We start from the raw sequence: 5436 nt of genomic DNA, 5'->3' as shown, positions 1-5436 counted from the left end.
GGCGCGCGGAAAGTACGTTCCAGATTCGGTTCCGATTTACGCAGTTTGAACAGGCTGAGCATGCTCATGATGTACATCACGATCGCGCCGAACACGGCCATGGTGATCATCGCGGCAGTGAGTGTCATGCCGCCGAGGTTGATCAGGCCGTCGCTGTAGATCGCGGCGATGCCGATCAGGCCGCCAGCGATGATTGCGCGGTGCGGGGTCTGGAAGCGTGACAGTTTTGCCAATGAGGCGGGCAGGTAACCGGCGCGGGCGAGGGCGAAGAATTGTCGTGAGTAGCCGAGGATGATGCCGTGGAAACTGGCGACCAGGCCGAACAGGCCGATCCAGACCAGCATGTGCAGCCAGCCGGAGTTGTCACCGACCACGGTTTTCATCGCCTGCGGCAGTGGGTCGTTGATGTTGGATAAGGTGCGCCAGTCGCCGACGCCGCCCGCGAAGAACATCACGCCCATGGCCAACAGCACCAGGGTCAGGATGCCGCTGATGTAGGCTTTTGGGATCGTGCGTTTCGGGTCCTTGGCTTCTTCGGCGGCCATGGCGGCGCCTTCGATGGCGAGGAAGAACCAGATCGCGAAGGGAATCGCCGCGAACATCCCGGCAATCGCTGGCGCGCCGAAGACGTCGGAGCCGGCCCAGCCATTCAGGGCGAAGTTGCTGAAGCTGAACGCCGGTGCGACCACGCCCATGAACACCAGCAACTCAGCCACCGCCAGCACGCAGACGATCAGCTCGAACGTCGCGGCCAGTTTCACCCCGAGAATGTTCAGGCCCATGAATAAGATATACGCGCCGACCGCTGCGTGTTTCGGGTCGAGCGCCGGAAACTGCACATTCAAGTAAGCGCCAATCGCTAAAGCAATCGCCGGCGGGGCGAAGACGAATTCGATCAGTGTGGCCAGGCCTGCGATCAATCCACCTTTTTCGCCAAAGGCGCGACGGCTGTAGGCGAACGGCCCGCCGGCATGAGGAATCGCGGTGGTCAGTTCGGTGAAGCTGAAAATGAAGCAGGTGTACATGGTCGCGACCATGAATGAGGTCACCAGGAAACCCAGCGTACCGGCGACACCCCAGCCGTAACTCCAGCCGAAATATTCCCCGGAAATCACCAGCCCCACGGCAATGCCCCACAGGTGCAACGTGCCCAGCGTGGGTTTGAGTTGTGTGTTCATGCGCTTGCTCCCGCAATGGTTGGAAAGCTCGGGAGAGGGCGTGTGCAGTGGGCGTGCCATTACGCTGAAACAAGTCGTAATGAGTTCAAAGCTGTCGCAGCGGGGATGATTGGCGCTGGATGTGCGGGTTTTGTGCGCCAGTTGGGTGCGATGTTGTCTGCGCCGCCGTCTTCGCGAGCAGGCTCGCTCCCACATTTTGAAATGCGTTGCCCCTGTGGGAGCGAGCCTGCTCGCGAAGGCGCCAGCCCAAACACCACGAAACTCAGCCGTAAAGCCCGCATAAATCCACTCTTTACGCTTTCTTTATGTCCCACGCCGCGCCTCGCTCTCGTTCCTTTACAGCCTCCTTCCCGACAATCGCTGCACACACGGCAATACGCCGTTACACGGAGATCTTCCATGAGCGTTCTGGATGGGGTGTCACTGCTGTTGGCAGTGGGGCTGTTCATTTATCTGTTGGTTGCGCTGTTGCGCGCGGACCGGAACTAGGAGCGGCTATGCACAGTTATGACTATTGGCTGATCCTCGGGTTTTTTGCGCTGGTCCTGCTGCCGGCGCCGTTCCTCGGTCGTTTCTATTACAAGATGATGGAGGGCCAGCGCACCTGGCTGACGCCGATTCTCGGCCCGGTCGAGCGCGGTTGCTATCGCCTTGCCGGCGTCGATGCGCAGGCGGAGCAGAGCTGGCAGAAGTACACGCTGGCGCTGCTGGCGTTCAACCTTGCCGGTTTCCTGCTGCTGTTTGCGATTCTGCTGTTCCAGGATCACCTGCCGCTGAATCCGCAAAACCTGCCGGGCCAGGAATGGACCCAGGCGTTCAACACCGCGGTCAGTTTCATGACCAACACCAACTGGCAGTCCTACAGCGGCGAAGCGACCCTCAGCTATCTGAGCCAGATGGTCGGTCTCACCGTGCAGAACTTCGTCAGCGCCGCCACCGGCCTCGCCGTGCTGGTTGCGCTGTGCCGTGGCATCGGCCGCAAATCGACGAAAACCTTGGGCAACTTCTGGGTCGACATGACCCGCGCCACCCTCTATGGCCTGCTGCCGCTGTGCCTGCTGCTGGCGCTGTATCTGGTCTGGCAGGGCGTGCCGCAAACCTTCGCCCAGTATGTAAATGCCGTGACCCTGCAAGGCGTCGATCAGGTGATCCCGCTCGGCCCGGCCGCCAGCCAGATTGCGATCAAGCAACTGGGCACCAACGGCGGTGGCTTCTTCGGCGTCAACTCGGCGCATCCGTTCGAGAACCCGACCGCGTGGAGCAACCTGTTCGAGGTCGCTTCGATCATTCTGATTCCGGTGGCGCTGGTGTTCACCTTTGGCCATTACGTCAAGGATCTGCGCCAGAGCCGCGCGATCATCGCCTGCATGTTGGCGTTGTTCCTGATCGGCGGCGCGACGTCGTTGTGGGCCGAGTATCAGCCGAATCCGACCCTGAACAACGCTGCCGTTGAACAGACTGCACCGCTGGAAGGCAAGGAAGCGCGCTTCGGTACCACCGCGACGGTGCTGTGGTCGGTGACTACCACGGCGGCCTCGAACGGCTCGGTGAACGGCATGCACGATAGCCTCAACCCGCTGAGCGGCATGGTCGCGTTGGTCAACATGATGGTCGGCGAAGTGATCTTCGGCGGTGTCGGCGCCGGGCTCTACGGCATGTTGCTCAACGTGCTGATCGCGGTGTTCCTCGCCGGTCTGATGATCGGTCGGACGCCGGAATACCTCGGCAAGAAGCTTCAAGCGCGTGAGGTGCAATTGCTGGTCGTAACCTTGTTGGTGATGCCCGTCGGCGTGCTGGTGCTCGGCGCGATTGCCGCCACGGTTCCCAGCGCTGCGGCAACCATCAGCAACCCCGGCGCGCACGGTTTCAGTCAGTTGCTCTACGCCTACACCTCGGCCAGCGCCAACAACGGCTCGGCATTCGGTGGCCTGAGCGCGAACACACCGTTCCACAACCTGATGCTCGGCCTGGGCATGTTGATCGGTCGTTTCGGTTACATCCTGCCGGTGCTGGCACTGGCCGGTAGCCTGGCGATGAAGAAGAGCGCACCGGTCGGCCAGAACAGCTTCCCGACTCACGGCCCGCTGTTCGTGACCCTGTTGACCGTGACCATTTTGCTGGTGGGCGGCCTGACGTTCTTGCCGACGCTGGCGCTCGGTCCTGTCGCCGAACATTTAAGTATGGGCTTCTAAGGAATCCATCATGAATATGCCTGCAATCAAACCCGCCGCCGTCAAAGCGCCGGAACAAGCCAAAACCGCGATTTCGGCCCTGTGGCGCCCGGCGCTGGTGCAAGCCTTCGTCAAGCTCGACCCACGGCAGCTGGCCCGTTCGCCAGTGATGCTGGTGGTCGAACTGACGGCGATTTTCACCACCGTGCTGTGCTTCCTTCCGGATGCCGACGTGCCGACCTTCGTCGCCGCGCAAATCGCTCTGTGGCTGTGGTTCACCGTGCTGTTCGCCAACTTCGCCGAGGCCCTGGCCGAAGGTCGTGGCAAGGCCCGCGCCGACAGCCTCAAGGCCGGCAGCGAAGGCCTCAGCGCCCGCTGCCGTCAGGCTGATGGCAGCTTCAGGATTGTCCCCGCCGCCAATCTGCGCAAGGGCGATGTGGTGCGAGTCGAAGCCGGGGAAATGATCCCCGGTGACGGCGAAGTCATCGAAGGTATTGCGGCGGTCAACGAAGCGGCGATCACTGGCGAATCGGCGCCGGTGATCCGTGAGTCCGGCGGCGACCGCTCGGCCGTCACCGGCAACACGCGGCTGGTGTCCGACTGGCTGCTGGTGAAGATCACCACCAACCCTGGTGAATCGACCCTCGACCGCATGATCGCCCTGGTCGAAGGCGCCAAACGCCAGAAGACCCCGAACGAAGTCGCGCTGGATATCCTGCTGATCGGCCTGACCCTGATCTTTCTGCTGGTGGTCGTCACCCTGCAACCGTTCGCGCATTTCGCCAACGGCAGCCTGCCGCTGGTGTTCCTCGTGGCGTTATTGGTCACGCTGATTCCGACCACCATTGGCGGACTGCTGTCGGCCATCGGTATCGCCGGGATGGATCGGCTGGTGCGCCTCAACGTGATCGCCAAATCCGGCCGGGCGGTGGAAGCGGCGGGTGACGTGCATGTGCTGTTGCTCGACAAGACCGGCACCATCACCTTCGGCAACCGTCGTTGCAGCGCGGTGTATGCCGCGCCTGGTGTGACCGGCCGTGAGCTGGCCGAAGGCGCGCTGTTCGCTTCGCTGGCCGACGAAACCGCTGAAGGCAAGTCGATCGTCGAGTTCCTTCGTGGCCTGCATCCACAACCGGAGCCGGCCCCGGAGACCCTGACCGCCGTGCCGTTCAGCGCGGAAACCCGCTTGTCCGGCGTTGATTATCAGGGCCGCGTGTATCGCAAAGGCGCGGTGGATTCGCTGCTGGCGTTTCTCGGTCAGCAACGTAGCGATCTGGCCCCGACGCTGGCGCGGGAAATCGACAAGATCGCCCAGAGCGGCGGCACGCCGTTGCTGGTCTGCGCTGACGGCAGATTGCTTGGCGCGATCCATCTCAAGGACGTGGTCAAGCCAGGCATCCGCGAGCGTTTTGCCGAGTTGCGCAAACTGGGAATTCGCACGGTGATGGTCACCGGCGACAACCCGCTGACCGCAGCAGCGATCGCCGCTGAAGCGGGCGTCGATGATGTGCTCGCCGAAGCCACGCCGGAGAAGAAACTCGCGCGCATTCGTCACGAGCAGAACGACGGTCGCCTGGTCGCCATGTGCGGCGACGGCGCCAACGACGCCCCGGCGCTGGCCCAGGCAGACGTCGGCATGGCCATGAACGATGGCACGCAAGCGGCACGCGAAGCGGCGAACATGGTCGACCTCGACAGCGACCCGACCAAGCTGCTCGACGTGGTGCAGATCGGCAAGGAATTGCTGGTGACCCGTGGCGCGCTGACGACCTTTTCCATCGCCAACGACATCGCCAAATACTTCGCGATTCTGCCGGCGCTGTTCGCCTCGATTTACCCGCAGTTGGGCGTGCTGAACATCATGCATCTGAGCAGTCCGCAGAGCGCGATTCTCTCGGCCATCGTCTTCAACGCGCTGATCATCGTTGTGCTGATTCCACTGGCATTGCGCGGCGTGCGGGTGCAGGCGGCGAGTGCGGCGGCGTTGCTGCGGCGCAATCTGCTGATCTATGGCGTCGGCGGGATTGTCGTGCCGTTCGTGGGGATCAAGGTGATCGACATGCTGCTTACGGCGTTGCATCTGGTGT

Annotated in this window: 4 protein-coding genes; 3 read left to right on the top strand and 1 reads right to left on the bottom strand. The window is 62.4% G+C overall.

Annotated features, from left to right (window positions below):
- On the bottom strand, positions 1–1178 hold a 1178-nt coding region (eat, locus tag D6877_RS04750), incomplete at its 3' end, for an ethanolamine permease (RefSeq protein WP_130910027.1).
- A gap of 399 nt (positions 1179–1577) precedes the next feature.
- On the opposite strand from eat, the gene kdpF reads away from it, so the two are divergent.
- From kdpF to kdpB, 3 genes are all read left to right on the top strand, one after another.
- Positions 1578–1667, top strand: a complete 90-nt coding sequence (gene kdpF / locus D6877_RS04745) for a K(+)-transporting ATPase subunit F (RefSeq protein ID WP_007899818.1) — start codon at positions 1578–1580, stop codon at positions 1665–1667.
- 8 nt (positions 1668–1675) lie between these two features.
- Positions 1676–3370, top strand: a complete 1695-nt coding sequence (gene kdpA / locus D6877_RS04740) for a potassium-transporting ATPase subunit KdpA (RefSeq protein WP_130910025.1) — start codon at positions 1676–1678, stop codon at positions 3368–3370.
- Between the two features lie 10 nt (positions 3371–3380).
- Positions 3381–5436 (top strand): potassium-transporting ATPase subunit KdpB (gene kdpB / locus D6877_RS04735; RefSeq protein ID WP_130910024.1); only part of this gene is annotated, 2056 nt, incomplete at its 3' end.

It is taken from the genome of Pseudomonas sp. Sample_9 (assembly GCF_004307535.1).
GTDB classification, from domain to species: domain Bacteria; phylum Pseudomonadota; class Gammaproteobacteria; order Pseudomonadales; family Pseudomonadaceae; genus Aquipseudomonas; species Aquipseudomonas mercuritolerans.
Note: the sequence above shows the minus strand (reverse complement) of the source record. Positions and strands in the feature narration are given on the sequence as shown.